A 20,999-nucleotide genomic window follows, 5' to 3' on the forward strand; every position below is an offset into this window, starting at 1 on the left:
CTTCTTCTTGTCGATTGTGTTGACTGGTTCAGTGTGCCGCGTTCTGCAGGTGCTCGGTCACGATCTTCGGGGTGATGAATACCAGCAACTCGGTCTTCGAGGTCGAGCGCGCCGTGGTCTTGAACAGGTAGCCGACCACCGGCAGGTCGCCGAACAGCGGCACCTTGGAGTCGTTCGAGGTCTCGGTCTGCTGGTAGATACCGCCGAGCACCACGGTGCCGCCGTTCTCGACCATCACCTTGGTCTTCACGTGCTGGGTGTTGATGGCGAAGCCGGAGGCGGTGCTCTCGCCTTTCGAATCCTTGTTGACGTCGACTTCCAGCACCACGTTGCCGTCCGGCGTGACCTGCGGCGTCACTTCCAGGCGCAGGTTGGCCTTCTTGAAGGTGACCGAGGTCGCGCCGCTGCTGGTGGCCTGCTGGTACGGCAGCTCGACGCCCTGCTCGATCACGGCCGCCACGTTGTCCTCGGTGACCACGCGCGGGCTGGAGATGATCTTGCCCTTGCCGTCCGCTTCCAGCGCCGACAGCTCCAGGTTCAGGAAGCGGTTGGCCGCCGACGAGAACAGCGAGAAGGCGATGGTCGGCGCATTGACGCCGTTGATCGGCGCCGCCGGCAGGTTGACCAGCTGGGTGTTGTTGTAGGAATCGCTGGTCAGGGCCAGCTGACCGGTGGTCTGGCCGATGCCGTTCAGGTTGCCGCCGACCGCCACGCGCTGGTTGCCGCTGACCTGGTAGCCGGAGTCGCCGCCGCGGATGGTGCGCATGTCGGCGAAGCCCAGCTTGGCGCCGAGGTTGCGCGAGAAGCCGTCGTTGGCCTCGACCAGGCGCGCCTCGACCAGCACCTGCTTGGTCGGGATGTCGACCTTCTGGATCAGCTTGCGCACCTCTTCCAGCCTGGACGCGATGTCGGTCACGAACACCTGGTTGGTGCGCGGATCGATGGTGGCGCTGCCGCGCTTCGACAGCACGCGGTTGCTGGCGCCGGCAGCGCCGCCCCCATCCAGGCCGAACACGGTGCGGAAGGCTTCGGCCTTCTGGTAGTTCAGCTGGAAGATCTCGGAGCGCAGCGGCTCGAGGTCGGCGATCTGGGCCTTCTGCTCGAGCTCCAGCTTTTCCTTGGTCAGCATCTCTTCCTTCGGCGCGATCCACAGCACGTTGCCGTTCTTGCGCATGTCGAGGCCCTTGGCCTGCATGATCACGTCCAGCGCCTGGTCCCACGGCACCTGCTTCAGCTGCAGGGTCAGGCTGCCGCTGACGGAATCGCTGGCGATGATGTTCAGGCCCGAGATGTCGGCCACCGCCTGCAGGGCGGCGCGCACTTCGACGTTCTGGAAGTTGAACGAGATCTTCTCGCCCTTGTAGCCCTGCGCTCCCTGGGCCAGGCGGTTCGGGTCTTCCTTGACCGGCTTGACGTCGATGACCAGCTGGGTGTCGCTCTGGTACACGCTCTGTTCCCAGTTGCCCTGGGCGTCGATCGTCATGCGCACGTTCTCGCCTTGCGGCGTGGTGGTGATCTTCGTGACCGGGGTGCCGAAATCGGTCACGTCGAGGCGGCGGCGCAGCGTGGCCGGCAGGCCGGTGCGCAGGAAGTCGACCGTGATCTGGTTGCCGGCCTGGCGCACGTCCACCGGCACCTGGCTGTTCGGCAGGTCGACCACGATGCGGCCTTCGCCATTGGCGCCGCGGCGGAAATCGAGGTCGCGCAGGTTCTGGCGCACCGCCGCCGGGGCCGCCGGATGGGCCGGCAGGCCGGCCGCGTTGACCGCCTGCGCCACGCCGCCCGAGCCTTCGACGGTCAGGATCACCGACTTGCCGTCGATCGCGGCGGCATAGCTCAGCGGACGCTTCAGGTTCAGCACCAGGCGGGTGCGCTCACCGGCCTGCACCACGTTCACGCCGCGCACGTCGCCCAGGTTGATGTCCTGGGCGCTCCTGCCGGTGGCGTTGGCGGTAGAGCCGAAATCGAGCGCGATGCGCGCCGGGTTGGTGATCGAAAAGCCGATCGGCAACCTGGCCGGGGCCTCCTTCATCGCCACGTTGATGACGACGTTATTGCCTTGCTGGTTGGCGCTGATCGATTCGATCGCGTTGTCCTGTGCGAAGACGCTGCCGGCGCCGAAGGCCAGCACCAGGCCGAGGGCGATGCTTCCAAGTCGGGTCATTTATGATTCTCCTTGCTTTGCAGCTCAAGCTTCGCGATGCGCTCGACCCACTCGCCGGCAGCGTCCTGCACCACTTCACGGATATTGATGGCGTCGTCGCCCACGCGGGTGACGATGCCGAAATTCTGGCCGATGCGCTGGCCGGCGCGGACCTGGTAGACCGCGCGGTCGACCTGCAGCAGCGCATAGTTCGCGCCGCCCTTCTGCATCGTGCCCACCATGCGCATGGTGTCGAGCGGGAAGTTCTCGAGCAGTTCGCGCGGGCGCTTCAGGTCGGGCTTGTTCGGGTCCGGCGACGTCTCCGCCGCCTTGGCCAGCTGGTTCAGCAGCTTGTTCGGATTGAAGGGATCCACCGCTTCCCTGTCGCCGTAGGCGAAGGGGATGAAATCCTTCGGTTCGGCCAGCGGCTTCACGGCCGGCCGGGTGTCGTGCTTGACCTGGTCCATCCAGTCGCGCACTTCCTTGACGTCGCTGTCGCCGCAGCCGGCCAGCAGCAGCGCCGCAGCCGCCAGGGCGCCGGCCCGCTTCATCATGTACCCGCTCACGCCTTGGCCTCCTTCTTCTTTTTCTTCCTGGCCTTCGATTGCGCGTCCAGCTCGTCCTGGTCGAGGTAGCGGAAGGTCTTGGCGATGGCGTCGAGCGACAGCATGCCGTCCTTGCCGGTGCTGAGCGCCAGGTTGTTCAGGGTGACGATGCGCGGCATCTTCGCCACGTCGGCGGCGAATTCGCCGATGTCGTGGTAGCTGCCGGTAACCTTGATGTCGATCGGCTGCTCGGCATAGTAATCCTTCACCACCGCCTGGCCCGGCCGGAACAGCTCGAACTGCAGGCCGCGGCCGAGGCCCGCCTGGTTGATGTCCGACAGCAGGGCCGCCATCTCGGCCTTGCTCGGCAACTGCTTCTCGAGGCGTTCAACGTAGCGGTTGACCTGCTGCTGCTGGGCTTCGAGCGCGTCCAGGTTGATCGCCTGCGCCATCTTGGCCTTGTAGGCGTCGCGCAGGGTCTGCTCCTGCGCGGCCAGGGCCTGCTGCTCCTCGAACTGGCCGCTCCAGTAGAAGAAGTAGCCGAGGCCGATCGCGGCGGCCATCACGCCGGCCGCGCACAGCAGGCGCGGCGCCAGCGGCCACAGGCCGGGATGGCGGCCCTGCAGGCCTTCGAACTGGGAGGCGATGTCGGCACCCAGCTGTTTCAGATCGATGTTCATTTTTTCGGTCCCGGCTTCGCGTTCTCTTTGGCGATCTCTTCTTTTTCACGCACGCGCTTGATCGACACGTTCAGCGTGAATTCGACGACCTTGCGTCCGGTCTTGCTCTGGGCCAGGGTGGCGGCGCGCACCTCGGCCAGTTCCGGGCGCTCCAGCCACGGCGAATTGCCCGACAGGTTGCGCAGCAGTTCGGCGACCCGTTCCTGCGACTGCGCCACGCCCGTCAGCAGCACCTTCTGGCCATCCTGCTTGAAGCTCTTCAGGTAGACCCCTTCCGGCGTCTGGCGCACCAGTTCGTCGAGCAGGTAGACCGGCTGGTTGCGGTCGCCCTGCAGGTCTTCGACCGCCTGCTGGCGCGCCTTCAGCGCCTCGATCTCGGACTTCAGGTTGGCGATCTTCTTGATCTTGACGTCGAGTTCCGCGTTGGCCTGCTTGAGCACCTCGTTGCGCTGGTTCTGCGTGGCGATGACGCTGGCGTTATAGCCGCCCACCATCAGCACCAGGGCCCCGCCGAGCACGCCGCCGAGGGCCAGCAGCGCGGCAAACGCCGCCTGCTTCTGCTTGCGTTTCGCTTCCCGGTGGGGAAGCAGGTTAATCCGGATCATCAGCCAAACCTCCGCAGTGCCAGGCCGCAGGCGACCAGGTAGGCCGGCGCTTCGTGACGCAGCTGCTGTTCGCGCACCGAGGGCGCCAGCTGCATGCCCTTGAACGGCGAGATCACGCTGCAGCTGATCCGGGTGCGGCTGGCGATGATGTCGGGCAGGCCGGCCACCTGTGCGCAGCCGCCGGCCAGGTAGATCTGGTCGATGCGGGTGTACGGGGTCGAGGTGAAGAAGAACTGGATCGCGCGCGTGATTTCCAGCGCGGCGTTTTCCAGGAAGGGCGTCAGCAGGTCGGCGCCGTAGTTATCCGGCAGGTCGCCGGCCTTCTTGCGCGCTTCCGCCTCCTCGAAGGACAGGCCGTAGGCGCGCACGATGTCCTGGGTCAGCTGGATGCCGCCGAAGGGCTGTTCGCGTTCGTAGATGGTCTCGCCGTTCTGCAGCACCGAGATATGGGTGGCCTGGGCGCCGATCTGGAACAGGGCCACGATCTGCCCCTCCCTGGCGCCGCCCTCCTCTTCGATCGCGCGCTGGGCCGCCGAACGCGCCGCATACGATTCGATGTCCATCACGGTGGCGGTGAGGCCGGCCGCCTCGGCGATCGCGACCCGGTCCTCGACCTTCTCGCGGCGCGCCGCCGCCAGCATCACTTCCATGTCTTCCGGCGAGTTCGGCGCCGCGCCGATGACGTCGAAGTCCAGGCTGACCTCGTCCAATGCAAACGGGATATACTGGCTGGCCTCGGACTCCACCTGCACTTCGAGCTGGTCTTCGGCCAGGCCCGCGGGCAGGATGATTTTCTTGGTGATGACGGCGGCCGGCGGCATGCCGAGCGCGACATGCCTGACCCTGCTGCCGCTCTTCTTCCAGACGCGCAGCACCGCTTCCGATACGGCTTCGATATTCTCGATGTTACCGTCGACCACGGTACCGCGCGGCAACGGCTCGGAAGCATAGCGCTCCAGCCGCAGCGCACCCTTGCCGGCGTCCGCCAGCTCCACCAGTCGCACGCCGGACGTACTGATGTCGATCCCGATCAAGGGCGGGTTGGACTGTCCGAACAAGGAACCTAGACTGATCACGAGCGTTGCTCCCTCTTTGCTTCTTTGCGTTCCTGAAGAACGGCTATTGAACGCCCGCGTTGGGGAATTATTTGTTTAGAAAAACCAGCGACTTAGTGCGCCTTATTTATGTGCATACTGAAGGCACTGTGTTAAATCGTAGCAATAAGGATGACCTCAGACAAGATATTTCTACATGGGAACACTTTGGTCCGAAGCAGGAAAACGACAGTTGGTTTTTCCCTGTCGTAGATCAATATTGTCACCGTTTACACACCTGTTATCGACTTGACCAGCAGTGTTTCGATATCGCCCCTGCCTTATAATGAATCTGATCAACACAGCGAACCATTCATGCGCATGAAAGCATCTCCGAACGGGGCGCCGCCCCCGCCCTCCCCGCCGCCTTCCAGCAAGCACAGCCCGAAGCGTATCGTCCTGACCCTGCTGGCGGCCCTGTCCGGCCTGGCGGTGTGCGGCGTGCTGGTGGTCGTGTTCGCGCTGGCGATGGCCTACCCCAACCTGCCCGCCCTCGATACCCTGACCGACTACCGGCCGAAGATGCCATTAAGGATCTTCACCGCCGATAACGTCCTGATCGGCGAATTCGGCGAGGAGCGCCGCACCCTGGTGCACTTCAAGGACATCCCGGACGTGATGAAGAAGGCCGTGCTGGCGATCGAGGACGACCGCTTCTACGAGCACGGCGGCGTCGACTACTGGGGCATCCTGCGCGCGGCCCTGCACAACGCCACCGGCGGCGCGCGCCAGGGCGCCTCGACCATCACCCAGCAGGTGGCGCGCAACTTCTTCCTGTCGTCGGAACAGACCCTGAAGCGCAAGGCTTATGAGGCCCTGCTGGCCTGGAAGATCGAGAAGAACCTGAGCAAGGACCAGATCCTCGAGGTCTACATGAACCAGATCTACCTGGGCCAGCGCGCCTTCGGCTTCTCGTCGGCGGCCCAGATCTACTTCGGCAAGGACCTGAAGGACATTACGGTGGCCGAAGCGGCCATGCTGGCCGGCCTGCCGAAGGCGCCCTCGGCCTACAACCCGGTGGTGAATCCGAAGCGCGCGCGCCTGCGCCAGCAGTACATCCTGCAGCGCATGCACAACCTCGGCTACATCACCGATGCGCAGTACGAGACCGCGAAAAACGAGGAACTGAAGATCAAGACCGACAGCACGGCCTTCGGCGTGCACGCCGAGTACGTGGCCGAGATGGCGCGCCAGCTGGTCTACGAGCAGTTCAAGGAAGACACCTATACGCGCGGCCTGAACGTGTTCACCACCATCACCAAGGCCGACCAGGACGCCGCCTACCTGGCGCTGCGCCGCGGCGTGATGGACTACGAGCGCCGCCACCCCTACCGCGGCCCGGAAAAATACATCGAGATCCCTTCAACCAAGGCCGAGGCCGATGAAGCCATCGAGGCCGAGCTGGCCGAGCATCCCGATTCCGACGACATCCTCGCCGCCATCGTGCAGCAGGCCTCACCCACCCAGGTGACGGCGGTGCTGGCCTCCGGCGAAGAGATCAGGATCACCGGACCCGGCCTGGCCTTCGCGCGCGAATGGCTGTCGCCGAAAGCGGCCGAGACCCGCCGCCTGCGCCGCGGCGCCGTGATCCGCGTGACCCAGGACGGCGGCTCGGCCTGGAGCATCACCCAGATGCCGCAGGTGGAATCGGCCTTCGTGGCGGTGAGCCCGGACGACGGCGCGATCCGCGCCCTGATCGGCGGCTTCGACTTCAACCGCAGCAAGTTCAACCACGTCACGCAGGCCTGGCGCCAGCCGGGTTCCTCGTTCAAGCCCTTCATCTATTCGGCCTCGCTGGAGCGCGGCTTCTCGCCGGCGACCCTGATCAACGACGCTCCGATTTCCTTCGATGCCGGCTCGACCGGCGGCCAGGCCTGGGAGCCGAAGAACTACGACGGCAAGTACGAGGGCCCGATGACGATGCGGCGCGGCCTGATGAAGTCGAAGAACATGATCTCGATCCGCATCCTGAACAAGATCGGCGCCCGCTACGGCCAGGAATACGCGACCCGCTTCGGCTTCGACGCCGACAAGAACCCGCCCTACCTGACCCTGGCGCTGGGCGCGGGCGCCACCACGCCGCTGCAGATGGCGGGCGCGTATTCCGTGTTCGCGAACGGCGGCTTCCGCGTGATGCCCTACATTATTTCGAAGGTGACGGACGCGGACGGCAAGGTGCTGTCGGAAGCGCGTCCGGAACGCGCCGGCGTCGACGCCAACCGCGTGATCGACGAACGCAATGCCTACCTGATGGACAGCATGCTGCGCGACGTGGCCCGCTTCGGCACCGCCGCCAAGGCCCAGCAGATGCTGAAACGCCCCGACCTGGCGGGCAAGACCGGCACCACCAACGACTCGATCGACGCCTGGTTCGCCGGCTACCAGCCGCACCTGGTGGGCATCGCCTGGATGGGCTACGACCAGCCGCGCAACCTGGGCAACCGCGAAACCGGCGGCGGCCTGGCGCTGCCGATCTGGATCGGCTTCATGCAGAAGGCGCTGAAGGACGTGCCGGTGGCGGAGCGCCAGGTGCCGGCCGGCCTGGTGCAATATGGCGACGAGTACTATTACGTGGAAAACCCGCCGGGTACCGGCGTGCAGTCGCTGGACGTCGGCGCGCAGCCGCCGGCGGACCAGCAGAAGACCCGCGACGCGGTGAGGAACGAGCTGTTCTGAGGACTGGTCTACGGTGCACGTATTGTTGCAAAAACTATGTAATCATGATGGTTTAGGAACAATGCGGCACCCTCTGCGCAAGACATTGTCATGAGCACCCAGAACACTTCCAGCACCGCATTCATCTCGACCGGCATCCCGGGTCTCGACAACGTCCTCGGCGGCGGCCTCACCAGGGACAGGCTCTACCTGGTCGAAGGCGATCCCGGCGCCGGCAAGACGACACTCGCGCTGCAATTCCTGGCGGAAGGCGCGGCGCGCGGCGAGACCGTGCTGTACATCACCCTGGCCGAGACCGAAGTCGAATTGCGCGCGGTCGCCGAGACGCACGGCATGTCGCTGGACGGCATCTCCGTCCAGGAAGTGATACCGGATGAAAGCCTGCTCGACCCCAGCGAGCAGTACACGGTGATGGATCCGTCCGAAGTCGAGCTGGGCGAAACCAACAACATGATCATCAGGCTGGTCGAGAAGCTCAATCCGAGCAGGGTCGTGCTCGATTCGCTGTCCGAGCTGCAGCTCCTGTCGGGCACTCCCTTGCGCTACCGGCGCCATGTGCTGGCGCTCAAGCAGTACTTCTCGAAGCGTTCCTGCACCGCCCTGCTACTCGACGACAAGACCTCTCTCAAGGGCGACCAGCAGGTGCGCAGTATCGCCCATTGCGTTATCTCGCTGCAGCACACCGATTCCGAGTACGGCGCCGAACGGCGCCTGGTGCGGGTCCTGAAATACCGCGGGGTCGCCTTCCGGCGCGGCCCGCACGACTATTCGATCGTCACCGGCGGCCTGGTGGTCTACCCGCGCATCGTCGCCGCCGAGTCGCGCGAGATCGGCCGGCGCGCCCAGCTCGGCAGCGGCCTTGCCAAGCTGGACCAGCTGCTGGGCGGCGGGATCGAGGAAGGATCGAGCACCCTCGTGTCGGGGCCGCCGGGCACCGGCAAGTCCAGCGTCGCCATCCAGTTCGTGAAGGCGGTGACCGACCGCGGCCAGCGCGCCGCCATGTTCCTGTTCGAGGAATCCTTCAATACCCTGCTGAACCGCAGCGAAGGCATCGGCCTCGACCTGCACACGCCTTTCGAATCCGGCCTGCTGAACGTCCACCAGATCGATCCGGCAGAGATGTCGCCCGGCGAATTCACCCATGCCGTATGCGGCGCGGCGGACCAGGGCGCCAGGGTGATCGTGATCGACAGCCTGAACGGCTACATGAACGCCATGCCGGAAGCCGGTTTCCTGTCGACCCATTTGCACGAAGTGCTGACCTACCTGGGGCAGCGCGGGGTGGCGACCTTCCTGGTCGGTGTCCAGCAGGGCATCGTCGGCAGCAGCATGTCGACCGGAATGGATGTCAGCTACATGGCGGACAATGTCCTGATCCTGCGTTATTTCGAAGCCCAGGGCGCCGTCCAGAAGGCGATCTCCGTGTTCAAGAAGCGCGGCAGCGCGCACGAGACCACGCTTCGGCAGTTCGACATCACCCAAAACGGCATCGTCGTCGGCGCCGTGCTCAGGAATTTCCAGGGTGTCCTGACGGGCGTACCGACCATCCTGGACCCGGACGGCGGACGGCACGATCCCGCTTCTGCGAACTGATGCAGGCCAACGATCTCGAAGAGCGCATCCTGATCCATGCACCGGTGGGCAAGGACGCGCGCCTGATCGAGGAGCTGTTCGGGCGCGCCGGCATCGCCTGCGGCGTGTGCGCCCAGCCTGGCCAGCTGATCGACGAACTCGGGCGCGGCGCCGGTGCGGTGCTGGTCGGCGACGAAGCGGTCACGCCGGACTTCGTGCGCGTCGTCAGGCACTTCATCGACCACCAACCGGACTGGTCCGACCTGCCGGTCCTGATCATGAGCCGGCGCGGCGCCGCGGCGCCCGGCCCGCAGCACCGCTACCTGGAACTGGGCAATGTCTCGCTGCTGGAGCGTCCGGCGCAGGGCGTGACCCTGGTGAGCGCCGCGCAGTCGGCCCTGCGCGCCCGCCGCAGGCAGTATGCGATGCGCGAAGTCGACCAGCGCAAGGACGAGTTCCTGGCCATGCTGGGGCATGAGCTGCGCAATCCGCTGGCGCCAATCCGCGCGGCCTCCGACCTGCTCCGCATCCCCGACCTCGACCGCGAAAAGATCCGCCAGACCAGCGAGATCATTGCGCGCCAGGTGAAGCACATGACGGGCCTGATCGACGACCTGCTCGACCTGTCGCGGGTATCGCGCGGCCTGGTCACGCTCGACGAAACCCTGCTGGACGCCAGGCAGATCGTCACCGCCGCCGTCGAGCAGGTGCGCCCGCTGATCGAGAGCCGGCGGCACCGCGTCTCGATCCAGTTGCCGCGCGACACCGCCTTCGTGCACGGCGACCAGAAGCGCCTGGTGCAGGTGGTCGCGAATATCCTGAACAACGCCGCGAAATACACGCCCGAGGGCGGCGAGATCGCGGTGGCGCTGCACGCCACTAGCGACAGCGTTGACTATACCGTCACCGACAACGGCATCGGCATCGCCCCCGAGATGCTCGACCGGGTGTTCGACCTGTTCGCACAGGCTGAACGCAGCTCCGACCGTTCCCAGGGCGGGCTCGGCCTCGGCCTGGCGCTGGTCCGGAACCTGGTGGCGCGTCATGGCGGCAGGGTCTCGGCGTTCAGCGAGGGCGCCGGCAAGGGCAGCCGCTTCACGGTCAGCCTGCCGCGGGTCGAGACGCCCGGCGCCGGCGCCGCCCCTGCGCAGCACGGCGAGGCGCCGAGCGACACCCATGGACTGCGCCTGCTGGTCGTCGACGATAACGACGATGCCGGCCAGATGCTCGGCCTGTTCCTGGAAACCGCCGGCTACCGGGTCGTGGTCGTGCAGAGCGCCCACGCGGCACTGGCATCCGCCGCCGCGGAGCCCTTCGACGCCTGCCTGCTCGACATCGGCTTGCCGGACATGGACGGCAACGAGCTGGCGCAGCGCCTGCGCCAATTGCCACGGATGGCGCAGGCGACCCTGATCGCCATCACCGGCTATGGACAGGATGCAGACCGCGCCAGGACCAGCGCCGCCGGCTTCGACCACCATTTCGTCAAGCCGGTGGACATGGAAGCCCTGCTGGGCGTCCTCAGCGCAATTTGACCGGCGCCCCGCCCTGCTGGGTGGCGTAGTCGGACAGCGAGGTGAACAGCTCGCTGTCGTCGCGGGTATTGCGCCATTCGTCGCCGACGCGCTTGTAGTGGAAGCCGCCGGCACGCGCTGCCACCCACATCTCCTGCAGCGGGGCCTGGCTGTTGACGATGATTTTCGAACCGTTGTCGACGAATTCGATCTCAAGCACATTGCCGCTGCGCTTGCATTCGACGTCAACGACGTCCTGCTCGAACAGGCGATCGAAGGCCAGTTCGATCTCGTTCAGGGTGGACTCGGCGAGGTCCAAAAATTCGGTTTCGGTCATGCTACACTCCAAGGTCTGCTAATCAAACCGTGATTCTAATCGTGAAGTCCCCATTTGCGCTCCCGGCCTTTGCTGTGGCCACGCTGGTCCTGCTGTCCGCCTGCGGCCAGCCCGGCCCGCTCTACATGCCCAAGCCGCCGGCCCGCCCCGCCGCTCCGGCCCCGGCCGCCGTGGTTCCGGCCACCACCGCCACGCCGCCGGCGCCGGCCGCCGGCACGACCACGCCGAGCGCGGGATCGAACGCCAACAATACCCAAGCCACCAACCCGCCCACCCCGGCCAGCCAACAGTAACCATGTCGCACTTCTCGTTCCAAGACGGCGTCCTGCACGCCGAAAGCGTCCCCCTGTCCGCCATCGCCCAAGGCTTCGGCACCCCGACCTACGTGTATTCGAAGGCCCAGCTGCTGCAGAACTTCCGCGGCTATGCGGCGCCGGCCAAGGGCCGCGATGCCCTGGTCTGCTATGCGATGAAGGCGAATTCGAACCTGGCCATCCTCGACATCCTGGCGCGCGAAGGCGCCGGCTTCGACATCGTCTCCGGCGGCGAACTACTGCGCGTGATCGCGGCCGGCGGCGATCCCGGCAAGGTGATCTTCTCGGGCGTGGGCAAGACCGTGGCCGAGATCGAGCTGGCGCTCGACCAGGGCATCCTGTGCTTCAACGTCGAATCGATCCCCGAACTGCACCGCATCAACGAGGTGGCGGGCCGCCGCGGCAAGCGCGCGCCGGTGTCGCTGCGCGTGAACCCGAACGTCGATCCCAAGACCCACCCCTACATCGCCACCGGCCTGAAGGCCAGCAAGTTCGGCGTGGCCTTCTCGGACGCGCTCGACACCTACCGTACCGCAGCGTCCCTGCCGCACCTGGAAGTGGTCGGCATCGACTGCCACATCGGTTCGCAGCTGCTGGATGACGCACCGCTGCTGGAAGCGCTGGACAAGCTGATCGAGCTGATCGACACCCTGGCCGGTGAAGGCATCCACTTGCACCACCTGGACGTCGGCGGCGGCCTCGGTATCGACTACGGCACCGGCGACAACGCCCCGGTGGCGATCGGCGATTACGTGTCGCGCGTGTTCGCGCGCGTGGACGCCTGGCGCGCCGAGAAGTACGAGGGCAAGCCGATCAAGGTGATCTTCGAACCGGGCCGCTCGATCGTCGGCAATACCGGCGTGCTGCTGATGTCGGTGGAATTCCTGAAGCCGGGCGAGGAAAAGAACTTCTGCGTGATCGACGCCGCCATGAACGACATGGCCCGTCCGGCCCTGTACCAGGCCTGGATGGACGTCAAGCCGGTGGTCCCGCGCGCAGGCGGCACCGTGAAGTACGACCTGGTCGGCCCGGTTTGCGAATCGGGCGACTGGCTGGCGCGCGACCGCGACCTGGCGGTCGAGCCGGGCGACGTGCTGGCGATGATGGCGGCCGGCGCCTACGGCTTCACGATGGCCTCGAACTACAACACCCGCGGCCGCGCGGCCGAGGTGCTGGTCGACGGCGACCAGGTCCATTTGATCCGCCGCCGCGAGACGCCGGAAGAGCTGTTTGCGCTGGAAACCATCGTCAAATAAGAGCGCCTGACAAAACCTTCAGGGCAAGGCGCATCGCCGCAGCGGCGGACCGCGAAGACAGTACGCTAGTACGGCGAGACGATGCAACGCTGCCATGGAGGATTTGTCAGGTGCTCTCGGCGCAGCGCAGCAGGCGCCGGACGCAGTCCCCCACCGCCGCCCTCAGCTCTGGAGGGTGACGGATCTCGAACTCGAAGGGCATGCCGGCCAGCTGGCGCGCGAACCAGTCCAGTTCGTCGGACTGGGCGCGCACCACCACGCCGCCGGCCGTTTCCTCCAATACCCCCGCTTCGGCAAACAGGTGGGCCCGCACCGAGGCCAGGTCGGCCTTCAAAAGCACTTCAATGGAAAAGGCGCGCGGCAGGGTCGCGATGGAACGCACGACGTGGGCCATCGGATCGAAGCCGGGCGGCCGCTCGAAATCTTCCTCCAGCGGCTCCACGCCCGCGACCCGGTCCAGCCTGAAGGTGCGCAACTCCTGCCGCAGATGGCACATGCCGGCCGCGTACCAGCGCCCGTGGCGCAGCGCCACGCCATAGGGATCGAAGCGGCGCACGGACTCCTTGCCGTGCTGGTCGCGGTAGCGCAGCAGCACCCGGCGGCAAGCCTGGGCCGCACCGGTCAGCAGCACCAGCGGCTGGTTGTTGGCCGGCGCCAGCGCGCGCGCCGCATCGAGCTTGACGGTTTCGTCGACGGCGCGCACGCGGCGCCTGAGCTGGTCGGGCATGATGCGCTCCAGCTTGGCCTGGGCGCTGGCCACCGCCGGCGCCGCCTCGGCCAGCCCGAGTCCGCGCGCGGCGAGCAGGCCGAGCGAGAGCGCCAGGGTTTCGTCCTCGGTGAACATCATCGGCGGCAGCTTGAAGCCGGGCATCAGCGCATAGCCGCCCGCCCGTCCGCGCTCGGCCGTGATGGGGATGCCGATGTCTTCCAGCTTGCCGACGTAGCGGCGCAGGGTGCGGCGGTCCACGCCCAGGCGCGGCGCCAATTCGGCGCCGCTCATGCGGCCATGGGTCTGCAGCAGTTCGAGCAAGGCGAGAACGCGGGTGGTCGGATGGTACATAGGACCGATTATGACCTATATACCGCTTACGCTGACATTTTGACCATGGAGGCGAACATGAACGGCAGCGGCTCGCTCTGGCTGTATTTTGTCCTTGTATTCGGCATCATCGCCCTGCCCGGGCTCGATATGGCCTATGTGCTGGCCAATGCCCTGACCGGCGGGCGCGGCGCCGGCCTGGCCGCGGTGGGCGGCATCGTCGCCGGCGGCGTCTGCCATATCGCGATGGGCGCGCTCGGCGTGGCCGCCATCGTGCGGCTGTGGCCCGCGCTGTTCAATGTGCTGCTGGTGGCCGGCGCGGCCTATATCGCCTGGATCGGCTGGAACCTGGCGCGCGCCGGCGCCACCACGCTCGAGGTGCGCGCCGACGCCCCCGCGCAGCCGGCGTCGTCCGTGTTCCTGAAGGGGATGGCGACCTGCCTGCTGAACCCGAAGGCCTATGTGTTCATGCTGGCGATCTTCCCGCAATTCCTGAAGCCGGCCCAGGGACCGATCTGGGCCCAGGCCACCGCGCTGGGCCTGATCACGGCCGGCACCCAGGCCGGCGTCTACGGCGGCGTCGCCCTGCTGGCGCAAAGGGCCGGCGGCTCGCTCGGCGCCAGCGGGCTGGCCACGCGCGCGGTCGGCATGCTGCTGGTCGGCACCGGCATCGTCACCGTCGTGCAAGGGTGGCAGGCATGAGCCGCCGTATCCTTTCCGGCGCGGCGCTGGCCTGCGCGCTGAGCTCGTCCGCCGCCATGGCCGCCCAGGATTGCTGCCCGATCGTCGAGCTGCGCCAGTACACGATGTACCCGGGCAAGCGCGACGAACTCATCTCCCTGTTCGAGGACCGCTTCATCGAAAGCCAGGAAGCCACCGGCATGCGCATCGCCGCCACCTTCCGCGACCTCGCCGACCCCGACCGTTTCGTGTGGGTGCGCGGTTTTGCGGACATGCAGAAGCGCCACGACGCCCTTACCGCCTTCTACTACGGTCCCGTATGGCAGGCCAACCGGAACCAGGCCAACGCCACCCTGGCCGATAACGACAACGTGCTGCTGCTGCACCCGGCCTTCGCCAGCAGCGGCTTCGCCCTCGACGGCCTGGCCCGCCCGGCCAGGGGAGACATTGCCGCCAGCCGCCTGGTGGTCGCGACGATCTATTACTTGCGGGAAGACACACTGGCGGAATTCGCCGCCGCGTTCCGGCGCGAGATGGCGCCGCTGCTCGAAGGCCGCGGCGCGCGCATCCTCGCCCAGTATGTGACGGACAGGAGCAGGAATACCTTCGAGCGCCTGCCGGTGCGGGAAAAGGAAAACGTGTTCGTCAGCTTTGCCGCCTTCGACGATGCGGACGCCTACGACAGGCACCTGAAGGCGCTGGCGGCGGACCAGCACTGGCGCGCCATGCAGGCGGCCGCCGCGGCGCGCATGGAAGGGGCGCCGCAAACCCTGCGCCTCGCGCCGACGCCGCGTTCGCTGGTACGCTAGCGCTCAGTGCCGTCCACCCCAGCCGCCGCGGCCTCCCCAGCCGCGCCCGCCGCCCCAGCCGCCGCGATAGCCGCCGCGGTAGCTGTGCTCGTAAAAGCCGAAACTGAGCGAGAGCGGCGGCCCGACATAGGTCGGGTAGCCGTAGCTGTAGGGGTAATAATAGGGAGAAGCCGCCACCGGCGCCGAGCCGTAGGCATCGTAGGCGGCATAGGGCGGCGGCGCGTAGACGCAGCCCGACAGGCTTGCGGCCGCCAGCGAAAGAATCAGGCGTTTCGCCGCGCCTTTCGTACGGGTGTCCATGTCGACGTCCTCAAGTGCGATCCTTACTGAATTCTAGGTCAGATTGCACGGTTTGCAGCGCCGATTTGTAACTCTTAATCTCTTCCGCGGGAACGGTCTTCCGGCCAGGCCTGGCGTGCACAGGCGGCGGCCTGCTCGTTCCAGCGTCCGTCCAGCACCAGGCAGCGGTCGACCGACGAGCCGGTACGGAAGCGCGACGCGGCCAGCACCAGCACGAGCACCAGTGCCAGCAGCAGGCCGATGACGGAAGGCCCCTTCATCACGTCAGGAACCCACCGATCGCGAGGGAGCGGGACTGCGCGTGCGGTTCCAGCTCCAGACCACGCGCAGGCCGAGCAGCACGGCGACGACCAGGCCCCAGACGATGGGCTGCTCGAAGTTGTGCTTGCCCGCCTTCATCCACCAGTAATGCAGGATCGCCAGCGGCGCGATCAGGTAGATCAGGCGGTGCAACTGGGCCCAGCGCCGGCCGAGGCGCTTGATCATGGCGTTGGTGCTGGTCGCGGCCAGCGGCAGCAGCAGCACGAAGGCGATGAAGCCGACCGTGATGAAGGGGCGCTTGAGCACGTCCTTCCACATGGCGCCGAAGTCGAAGCGGTGGTCGGCCCACAGGAAGGTGAGGAAGTGCATCAGCGCATAGAAGAAGGCATACAAGCCCAGCATGCGCCGCAGGCGGATCAGCCAGTTCCAGCCCGTGAAGCGGCGCAGCGGCGTGATCGCCAGGGTGGCGCACAGCAGGTAGAGGGCCCAGTCGCCGGTCCCGTGGGTCACGAACTCGACCGGGTCGACCGGCACCTGCCGGACCGTCAGCCAGACGATGCGCGCGAACGGCAGCAGCGCCAGCACGAACACCACGGCCTTGAGCGCGGCGAGCTGCTTGGGCGTCGGGCCGAGAGACGGCTTTTTGATGGCCGGTCTTTGGGTCGCGTTGGCTGTCATCGTTCCTTGGTCAGAAAAATTTCTTCAAGTCCATCCCACTATACAGGGAAGCCACCTGATCATAGCCGTTGAACATCAGGGTCTTGCGCTTCGGCGCGAAGAAGCCGCCTTCGCCGATGCGGCGCTCGCTGGCCTGGGACCAGCGCGGGTGGTCGACGTTCGGGTTCACGTTCGAATAGAAACCGTATTCCTCGGGCGCCACCGTGTTCCAGGCGGTGCGCGGCTGGTCGCGCACGAAACGGATGCGCACGATCGACTTGGCCGATTTGAAGCCGTATTTCCAGGGCACGATCACGCGCACCGGCGCGCCGTTCTGGTTCGGCAACACCTGGCCGTACATGCCCACCGTGAGCAGGGCCAGCGGATGCATGGCTTCGTCCATGCGCAAGCCTTCCACATAGGGCCATTCCAGCACGCGGCTGCCGACGCCGGGCATCTGGCGCTTGTCGGCCAGGGTGGTGAACTCCACGTATTTCGCATTGCCGTTCGGCTCGACCTGCCTGATCAGGTTGGCCAGCGAGTAGCCGACCCAGGGAATCACCATCGACCAGCCTTCGACGCAGCGCAGGCGGTAGATGCGCTCTTCCAGCGGCGCCAGCCTGGTGAGGTGGTCGATGTCGAGGGTGAGCGGCTTCTTGACTTCGCCGTCGATCTGCACCGTCCACGGCCGGGTGCGCAGCGTATGGGCGTTCTGGGCCGGGTCGGATTTATCGGTGCCGAATTCGTAGAAGTTGTTGTAGTGGGTCGCATCCTCGAAGGAGGTCGGCTTTTCGGTGGTCGAGAAGGCGGCGTTGCGGGTGGCGGCCAGCTTGGCGGCGGGAGCGCCCTGCGCAAAGGCTTCGCGGTTGGCGAGCTCCCACAGCGAGGAGCCGACCGCGGCGGTGGCGGCGATCTGCGCGATGAACTTGCGCCGGCCTTCATAGACCTCGCGCGGCGTAATTTCGGAAGGAAACGGCAAGTCGATACCGTTCGGGTTTCGTTTGATCAGCATGGCTGGCTCCACTAAGCATGTCCGGCGCACGACATGCGCCGGACATATCAACCTTACACCATCTGTTCCCGGTTAGCTGTTACCGTAGAGCCTTCTGACAGATTTGTAATCGGACTGTCATTCAAAGCTTGCCGTAGGAGTGCAAGCCCGACAGGAACATGTTCACGCCCAGGAAGGCGAAGGTGGTGACCAGCAGGCCGATCAGGGCCCACCAGGCGGCCGGGCGGCCGCGCAGGCCGGACATCAGGCGCATGTGCAGCCAGGCCGCGTAGTTCAGCCAGACGATCAGGGCCCAGGTCTCCTTCGGGTCCCAGGACCAGTAGCCGCCCCAGGCCTCGGCCGCCCACAGCGCGCCCAGGATGGTCGCCACCGTGAAGAACGCGAAGCCGACCGAGATCGACTTGTACATGACGTCGTCCAGCACCTCGAGCGCAGGCAGGCGGTCGGCCAGGATGCCGTGCGACTTGAGCAGGTAGGCGCAGCCGACCATGGCCGCCAGCGCGAAGGTGCCGTAGCCGATGAAGTTGGCCGGCACGTGGATCTTCATCCACCAGCTCTGCAGGGCCGGCACCAGCGGCTGGATCTCGGCGGCGTCGCGCGCCACCGTGTACCACAGCAGGAAGCCGACCGCGGCCGAGATCACCAGCAGCACGAACGGCCCCAGTTGACGGGTCTTGTAGCGCTGTTCGTAGTACAGGTAGAACAGCGCCGTGATCATCGAGAACAGGATGAAGACTTCGTACAGGTTCGATACCGGGATGTGGCCGACGTCGCTGCCGATCAGGTAGGACTCGTACCAGCGCACCATCATGCCGGTGAAGCCCAGCACCACGGCGGCCCGGCACAGGGTCGAGCCGACGCTGGCGCCGAACGGCGACCTGGCGATCAGGCCGCCCCAGTAGAACACGGTCGAGAACACGAACAGGGCGCTCATCCACAGGATCGCGGACTGGCTCGACAGCATGTACTTGAGGAAGAATTTCTGGTTCGCGGCATCCAGCGAGCCGCCGTACAGCGACACGCCCCACAGCGACAGCACGGCGATCAGCGGGATCAGCCAGCGCACCGGCTTCCAGTGCCAGCCCAGCAGGGCGAAGGTGGGCGCCGCCAGCACCAGGATCGCCTGCTCGTAGACGTCCATGAAGCTGCCGAAACGCTGCAGGGCGAACAGCACTGCCGCCATCAGGCCGGCGCCGTAGAGCCAGTCGATGACGGTCAGGCTCTTGAAGAAGCCCGGCGGCTGCGTATATGCCGCCTGCGAAGGCGTGCTGGGTGGTTGGGTTGCTTGAGACATAGGTCCTCTCTATCTCCGGTGCCAGGCCTAGCTTACGCCGATTTGCTCCGCTTGCGGCAGCCTGTTCTTCAAATCATCGAACTCCCGTTCGAAGTCGAGCGTCTTGCGCTGGGTGCTCATCGCCATCAGCGCATGTGCATCCCCGTCCTGTTCCTTGACCCAGACCCAGATGCGGCGCTCGCGGATGTAGAACATCGCGAAGATGCCCATCACCAGCAGCAAGCAGCCCAGGTAGACCACTTTCTTGCCCGGCGAGCGCGTCACCTGCAGCACCGAAGCCTTCACTTCCGTGAAATCCTCGAGCGAGAGGTAGACCGGTGCGCCGTAGAAGAAACTATCGGACAAGGCGTTCGTGGCCAGTTGCAGGAAGCGGCCGTGGGCCTCGCTGGGCTCGACCGGCGGCTCGCCCGCATGCACGTGCGCAGCCTGCCACAGCTCCCACATCACGCCGTTGAGCATCTTCATGAAGACATTGGCCGCCTTTTCCTGTTCGGCCGGCGGAATCCGTTCGAGGAATTGCGAGACCGCCACATAACCGCCACTGCCGCCCTTGCCGTCGCCGGCGAAGATCGCCAGGGTCTTGGCCGCCGATTCCTCAAGCTGGCGCGCCAGGGCGGGATCGAGCTTTGACTGCGCATCGCGCGACTGCGGCATCGCCCGCTCGGCATAGCGGCGCGCGGCTTCCTCGCGCAGCGCGGGGTCGGCCAGCGCGGCGCGCAGGCGCATCCATTCGCGCACGCTGTGCTGGTCGTCGGCCGGGATGCGCAGGTAGCTGAACTGGTCGCCCGGGTTGTTGCGTACGCCGGCCAGGTAGACCTGGGCGCCTTCGAGCGTCACCGGCTGCATGTAGTTCATGAATTCGCGCGCCTGGCCGGTGCTGTCGCGCAGCTTGTACTGGACGCTCGGGCCGACGTTCCTGAGGTCCTTGTTGTTGGCGTTCTTGGCGGCCGAGCCCGTATGCTGGGACAGGGTGCGCGCGAACTGCTCGTTGAACGACTCGCCCTTCTTGACGTCCCGCGTGTCCTGGCCTTCCTTCGTGTTCTCGACGTTGAAGGCGCGGAAGCCCGACCATTCGATCGTGTAGGCGCCGCCGGCCCGCTGGAGTTCGGCGGGTTTCAATTCGGTCGCGCCGCCGACTTCGCCCTCGATCGCGAACGCCTTATCCGAACTTCCCGTCATCGGGTAGCCGGTCAGTTTCAGCTTGCTGCCGCCATCCTCGATGCCGGACTGGTAGACAGCGACGCCGCGGTAGATCAGCGGCTGGTTGACCTTGATGCTGGCCGGGAAGCTCTTGCCGGTCTCGTGATCGCGGATCACGACTTCGCTGGCGAACAGCCTGGGCATGCCGGTCGAGTAGAAGTCGACGATGAACTTGTTCAGGTGGATCGTGAACGGCAGCTCCTGCACCAGCACGCCGTTCGCCTGCTGCAGGATGGCGGTACTGCTGTTCTGCCCTTCCGGGATCATGGTGTTGCCGCGGAAGCTGGGATTGCCCAGGCCCAGGCGGTGCTGGGGCGGGATCTGCGAAATCAGGCCGGCGCCCATATACGGCGTCTTGCCCATGAACCATTGCTGGAAGCGGATGGGCAGGTCGGAATCGAGCAGGCCGCCCAGCAGGATCACGACGATGGCCGAGTGGGCGAAGATATAGCCGAACTTGTTGCCGGCGCCCTTCTTGGCCGCCACCAGCACGCCGTTCGGCTTGTCGACCAGCTTCACGCGGTAGCCGGCATTGCCGAGGCGCTGGGCGGTCCGGCTGGCCAGCGCCACCGGGCTGCCCGCGGCCGTCCATTCGGTCTTGTGGTGGAAGTTGCGCAGCGATTCCTCGCGCACGCTTTCGCGCCAGCTGCGCATGTCGCGCAGCATCTTGGGCGCATTGCGGGCGATGCACAGGCTGGTCGAGACGATCAGGATCGCCAGCATCGCCAGGAACCACCAGGCGCTGTAGACGGTGTACAGGCCCAGCTTGCGGAAGATCTCGAACCAGAACGGACCGAACTGGTTCACGTAGTCGGGCGAGGCCTGGTTCTGCTTCATCACGGTGCCGATGATGGCCGCGATCGCCACCATCACCAGCAGCGTGATCGCGAAGCGCATCGACGATACCAGTTCGACCGCCTCGGCCAGGCCGCGGCGGCGGGTCTTCAGTTCAATTCCGGTGGTACTCATCGCTTCCTAAGATAACACGCGGCCGCAGCCGCGGCCGCCCG

20 protein-coding genes are annotated in these 20,999 nt (G+C 66.1%); 7 read left to right on the forward strand and 13 right to left on the reverse strand.

The features are described 5' to 3' along the window. Positions 1-28: 28 nt before the first annotated feature. The 5 genes from AC1DOP_RS15340 to AC1DOP_RS15360 are packed head-to-tail and all read right to left on the reverse strand — an operon-like array spanning position 29 to position 5,049. Entirely contained in the window at positions 29-2,164 is a 2,136-nt protein-coding gene (locus AC1DOP_RS15340; protein WP_477252081.1) for a type IV pilus secretin PilQ, read from the reverse strand. Continuing rightward, entirely contained in the window at positions 2,161-2,709 is a 549-nt protein-coding gene (locus AC1DOP_RS15345; protein WP_441934877.1) for a pilus assembly protein PilP, read from the reverse strand. Before AC1DOP_RS15345 ends, AC1DOP_RS15340 begins: the two co-directional genes overlap by 4 nt. Further along, complete coding sequence (locus AC1DOP_RS15350) at positions 2,706-3,368, reverse strand: type IV pilus inner membrane component PilO (RefSeq protein WP_441934876.1); 663 nt, start codon at positions 3,366-3,368, stop codon at positions 2,706-2,708. The genes AC1DOP_RS15345 and AC1DOP_RS15350 overlap by 4 nt, the downstream gene beginning before the upstream one ends. Then, entirely contained in the window at positions 3,365-3,973 is a 609-nt protein-coding gene (locus AC1DOP_RS15355) for a PilN domain-containing protein (protein WP_441934875.1), read from the reverse strand. The genes AC1DOP_RS15350 and AC1DOP_RS15355 overlap by 4 nt, the downstream gene beginning before the upstream one ends. Further along, on the reverse strand, positions 3,973-5,049 hold the full coding sequence (locus AC1DOP_RS15360) for a pilus assembly protein PilM (RefSeq protein WP_441934874.1): 1,077 nt from the start codon (positions 5,047-5,049) through the stop codon (positions 3,973-3,975). Before AC1DOP_RS15360 ends, AC1DOP_RS15355 begins: the two co-directional genes overlap by 1 nt. A gap of 339 nt (positions 5,050-5,388) precedes the next feature. Between AC1DOP_RS15360 and AC1DOP_RS15365 the strand changes: the two genes are divergently transcribed. The 3 genes from AC1DOP_RS15365 (at position 5,389) to AC1DOP_RS15375 (ending at position 10,850) form a co-directional block, all read left to right on the forward strand. Further along, positions 5,389-7,743, forward strand: a complete 2,355-nt coding sequence (locus AC1DOP_RS15365) for a penicillin-binding protein 1A (protein WP_441934873.1) — start codon at positions 5,389-5,391, stop codon at positions 7,741-7,743. Positions 7,744-7,833: 90 nt separating this feature from the next. After that, complete coding sequence (locus AC1DOP_RS15370) at positions 7,834-9,336, forward strand: ATPase domain-containing protein (RefSeq protein WP_441934872.1); 1,503 nt, start codon at positions 7,834-7,836, stop codon at positions 9,334-9,336. Further along, on the forward strand, positions 9,336-10,850 hold the full coding sequence (locus AC1DOP_RS15375; RefSeq protein WP_477252085.1) for a hybrid sensor histidine kinase/response regulator: 1,515 nt from the start codon (positions 9,336-9,338) through the stop codon (positions 10,848-10,850). The genes AC1DOP_RS15370 and AC1DOP_RS15375 overlap by 1 nt, the downstream gene beginning before the upstream one ends. On the opposite strand, the gene cyaY is transcribed toward AC1DOP_RS15375, so the two are convergent. Continuing rightward, positions 10,837-11,166, reverse strand: a complete 330-nt coding sequence (gene cyaY, locus AC1DOP_RS15380; protein ID WP_441934870.1) for an iron donor protein CyaY — start codon at positions 11,164-11,166, stop codon at positions 10,837-10,839. The two genes, AC1DOP_RS15375 and cyaY, sit on opposite strands and share 14 nt — an antisense overlap. Before the next feature lie 41 nt (positions 11,167-11,207). Here cyaY and lptM point away from each other — a divergent pair, with 41 nt between their 5' ends. Both lptM and lysA read left to right on the forward strand, forming a co-directional pair. Then, positions 11,208-11,459, forward strand: a complete 252-nt coding sequence (lptM, locus tag AC1DOP_RS15385) for an LPS translocon maturation chaperone LptM (protein WP_441934869.1) — start codon at positions 11,208-11,210, stop codon at positions 11,457-11,459. 2 nt (positions 11,460-11,461) lie between these two features. Beyond that, positions 11,462-12,736: a diaminopimelate decarboxylase gene (gene lysA, locus AC1DOP_RS15390; protein ID WP_441934868.1), complete on the forward strand. Its 1,275-nt coding sequence runs from the start codon at positions 11,462-11,464 to the stop codon at positions 12,734-12,736. A 106-nt stretch (positions 12,737-12,842) separates the two neighbouring features. On the opposite strand, the gene AC1DOP_RS15395 is transcribed toward lysA, so the two are convergent. Beyond that, positions 12,843-13,796, reverse strand: a complete 954-nt coding sequence (locus tag AC1DOP_RS15395; protein WP_477252089.1) for a helix-turn-helix transcriptional regulator — start codon at positions 13,794-13,796, stop codon at positions 12,843-12,845. A 57-nt stretch (positions 13,797-13,853) separates the two neighbouring features. On the opposite strand from AC1DOP_RS15395, the gene AC1DOP_RS15400 reads away from it, so the two are divergent. After that, positions 13,854-14,477, forward strand: coding sequence for a LysE family translocator (locus AC1DOP_RS15400; RefSeq protein ID WP_477252091.1), 624 nt, complete (start codon positions 13,854-13,856; stop codon positions 14,475-14,477). Next, complete coding sequence (locus AC1DOP_RS15405) at positions 14,474-15,265, forward strand: NIPSNAP family protein (RefSeq protein ID WP_477252093.1); 792 nt, start codon at positions 14,474-14,476, stop codon at positions 15,263-15,265. The genes AC1DOP_RS15400 and AC1DOP_RS15405 overlap by 4 nt, the downstream gene beginning before the upstream one ends. A gap of 3 nt (positions 15,266-15,268) precedes the next feature. On the opposite strand, the gene AC1DOP_RS15410 is transcribed toward AC1DOP_RS15405, so the two are convergent. The 6 genes from AC1DOP_RS15410 to AC1DOP_RS15435 form a co-directional block, all read right to left on the reverse strand. Continuing rightward, positions 15,269-15,565, reverse strand: a complete 297-nt coding sequence (locus tag AC1DOP_RS15410) for a hypothetical protein (protein WP_441934864.1) — start codon at positions 15,563-15,565, stop codon at positions 15,269-15,271. A 74-nt stretch (positions 15,566-15,639) separates the two neighbouring features. Next, positions 15,640-15,825, reverse strand: a complete 186-nt coding sequence (locus AC1DOP_RS15415; RefSeq protein ID WP_441934863.1) for a hypothetical protein — start codon at positions 15,823-15,825, stop codon at positions 15,640-15,642. A gap of 4 nt (positions 15,826-15,829) precedes the next feature. After that, a complete protein-coding gene (locus AC1DOP_RS15420) occupies positions 15,830-16,504 on the reverse strand; it encodes a protein-methionine-sulfoxide reductase heme-binding subunit MsrQ (protein WP_477252096.1) in 675 nt (224 codons plus the stop codon). Positions 16,505-16,514: 10 nt separating this feature from the next. Next, positions 16,515-17,495 (reverse strand): protein-methionine-sulfoxide reductase catalytic subunit MsrP, encoded by a 981-nt coding sequence (msrP, locus tag AC1DOP_RS15425; protein WP_441934861.1) that lies wholly within the window; start codon positions 17,493-17,495, stop codon positions 16,515-16,517. 121 nt (positions 17,496-17,616) lie between these two features. Next, positions 17,617-18,789: a c-type cytochrome biogenesis protein CcsB gene (gene ccsB / locus AC1DOP_RS15430; protein ID WP_441934860.1), complete on the reverse strand. Its 1,173-nt coding sequence runs from the start codon at positions 18,787-18,789 to the stop codon at positions 17,617-17,619. 27 nt (positions 18,790-18,816) lie between these two features. Beyond that, entirely contained in the window at positions 18,817-20,958 is a 2,142-nt protein-coding gene (locus AC1DOP_RS15435) for a cytochrome c biogenesis protein ResB (protein ID WP_441934859.1), read from the reverse strand. Positions 20,959-20,999 lie beyond the last annotated feature (41 nt).

This window comes from Massilia sp. 01N410 (assembly GCF_056399665.1).

Coding starts and splice junctions, on each gene's coding strand:
- AC1DOP_RS15350 (WP_441934876.1), bottom strand. CDS start 3,368: ATGAACATCGATCTGAAACAGCTGGGTGCCGACATCGCCTCCCAGTTC.
- AC1DOP_RS15370 (WP_441934872.1), top strand. CDS start 7,834: ATGAGCACCCAGAACACTTCCAGCACCGCATTCATCTCGACCGGCATC.
- lysA (WP_441934868.1), top strand. CDS start 11,462: ATGTCGCACTTCTCGTTCCAAGACGGCGTCCTGCACGCCGAAAGCGTC.
- AC1DOP_RS15355 (WP_441934875.1), bottom strand. CDS start 3,973: ATGATCCGGATTAACCTGCTTCCCCACCGGGAAGCGAAACGCAAGCAG.
- AC1DOP_RS15400 (WP_477252091.1), top strand. CDS start 13,854: ATGAACGGCAGCGGCTCGCTCTGGCTGTATTTTGTCCTTGTATTCGGC.
- AC1DOP_RS15340 (WP_477252081.1), bottom strand. CDS start 2,164: ATGACCCGACTTGGAAGCATCGCCCTCGGCCTGGTGCTGGCCTTCGGC.
- AC1DOP_RS15395 (WP_477252089.1), bottom strand. CDS start 13,796: ATGTACCATCCGACCACCCGCGTTCTCGCCTTGCTCGAACTGCTGCAG.
- AC1DOP_RS15420 (WP_477252096.1), bottom strand. CDS start 16,504: ATGACAGCCAACGCGACCCAAAGACCGGCCATCAAAAAGCCGTCTCTC.
- AC1DOP_RS15435 (WP_441934859.1), bottom strand. CDS start 20,958: ATGAGTACCACCGGAATTGAACTGAAGACCCGCCGCCGCGGCCTGGCC.
- AC1DOP_RS15405 (WP_477252093.1), top strand. CDS start 14,474: ATGAGCCGCCGTATCCTTTCCGGCGCGGCGCTGGCCTGCGCGCTGAGC.
- AC1DOP_RS15365 (WP_441934873.1), top strand. CDS start 5,389: ATGAAAGCATCTCCGAACGGGGCGCCGCCCCCGCCCTCCCCGCCGCCT.
- AC1DOP_RS15375 (WP_477252085.1), top strand. CDS start 9,336: ATGCAGGCCAACGATCTCGAAGAGCGCATCCTGATCCATGCACCGGTG.
- cyaY (WP_441934870.1), bottom strand. CDS start 11,166: ATGACCGAAACCGAATTTTTGGACCTCGCCGAGTCCACCCTGAACGAG.
- ccsB (WP_441934860.1), bottom strand. CDS start 18,789: ATGTCTCAAGCAACCCAACCACCCAGCACGCCTTCGCAGGCGGCATAT.
- AC1DOP_RS15410 (WP_441934864.1), bottom strand. CDS start 15,565: ATGGACACCCGTACGAAAGGCGCGGCGAAACGCCTGATTCTTTCGCTG.
- msrP (WP_441934861.1), bottom strand. CDS start 17,495: ATGCTGATCAAACGAAACCCGAACGGTATCGACTTGCCGTTTCCTTCC.
- AC1DOP_RS15415 (WP_441934863.1), bottom strand. CDS start 15,825: ATGAAGGGGCCTTCCGTCATCGGCCTGCTGCTGGCACTGGTGCTCGTG.